Annotated in this window: 1 protein-coding gene and 1 pseudogene; both read right to left on the minus strand. The window is 71.6% G+C overall.

Features of this window, described 5'->3' with window-relative positions:
- A pseudogene (locus tag ACDELDRAFT_RS22845) lies at positions 1-577 on the minus strand (DUF3772 domain-containing protein); the annotation flags it as partial.
- 226 nt (positions 578-803) lie between these two features.
- Positions 804-1,110: glycerophosphodiester phosphodiesterase family protein (locus ACDELDRAFT_RS22850; RefSeq protein ID WP_040330815.1), on the minus strand; the 307-nt coding region annotated here is incomplete at its 5' end.

Here is a 1,110-nt window from a genome sequence, read left to right on the forward strand (position 1 = left end):
GGCGCCCAGTGCCTGCAGCCTTGCAGCATCGCCCGGGGCCGAATAGCGCAGGTTGCGCCAGAAGGCCGGGGCGAGCGGAGAGTCCACACGCGTGGTGAGCGCGGCCTGGAACAGCGCGCGCCGCTGGCGCCCGATCTCCGCACTGCGCTGCTCGGCATCCACGGCGATCAGGCGGGCGAGCTTGAGTTCGGCGTCGATGGCGGCGCGCTGCTTGTTCAGCGTGCTGCGCTGCTCGGCCACGTCGGGCGCGTCGGCGGGTGCGCCCTTTTGCGGCGCAGGGCCCAGGCCCTCGAGGCGGCGGTCCAGGTCTGCCAGTTCGGTGGTGCGCTGGGCCACGAGCCGTTCGGCCGCGGTGCCGACGGTGGTCACTTCGGTCAGCAGTTTGCGGCCATCGTCCTCTTCGCCGAGCTTGGATGGAACCGCGTCGAGTTGCCTGCGCAGTTCATCGACCGAGGGCAGGGGGGCGGTCTTCGTCGCCACGGTGGTCCGTGGCGCTGGCCGGGGCGGAAGCGGACGCTGCGGCGGGCCGGGTCTGCGCGAGCGCGGGAGCCGCGCCCAGCCACAGGCACCAGGCCATCACGATCCACAGCCATTGCCAATATGCGCCGGGTCTGCGTGGGGCAGGGCTGCTGCGGCGCGCACAGGTGCAGAGACAGGGGGGGCGATGCATGCGTGCATTGTCCGCCGTCGGCGGGGCATGCCATGCCAGACAGCGGCGCATGCGGGGCCTGGAATGCGTGACAGAGTGCAAGAAAGCCCACGGCATGGGGGCCACGCGCTTTCCCGGCGGGCGGAGCGGTCTTTCAGGCCGCAGCGGGGCTGAAGAGATCCACGCGGTCGGTGATGATGCCGTCGGTCTTCAGCGCGATCAGGCGCTGTGCGGCCCAGTCGTCGTTCACCGTGTAGCTCAGTGTGCGCATGCCCGCGAGGTGTGCCTCGGCCACGGTCGCGTCGTTCCACAGTGCGTGGTTGCAGACCACCGCCACGCAGCCCAGCTGGCGGGCTGTGTCCAGCCACCCCTCCGCGAGTTGGTCCAGCAGCAGGCCGCGCGGCAGGTGCGGCGCGGTCTCGCGCGCGCTGGCCAGTGCCTGCGGCTTGAACGAGGTCAGC

The sequence above is a fragment of the Acidovorax delafieldii 2AN genome (genome assembly GCF_000175235.1).
GTDB lineage: Bacteria > Pseudomonadota > Gammaproteobacteria > Burkholderiales > Burkholderiaceae_C > Acidovorax > Acidovorax delafieldii_B.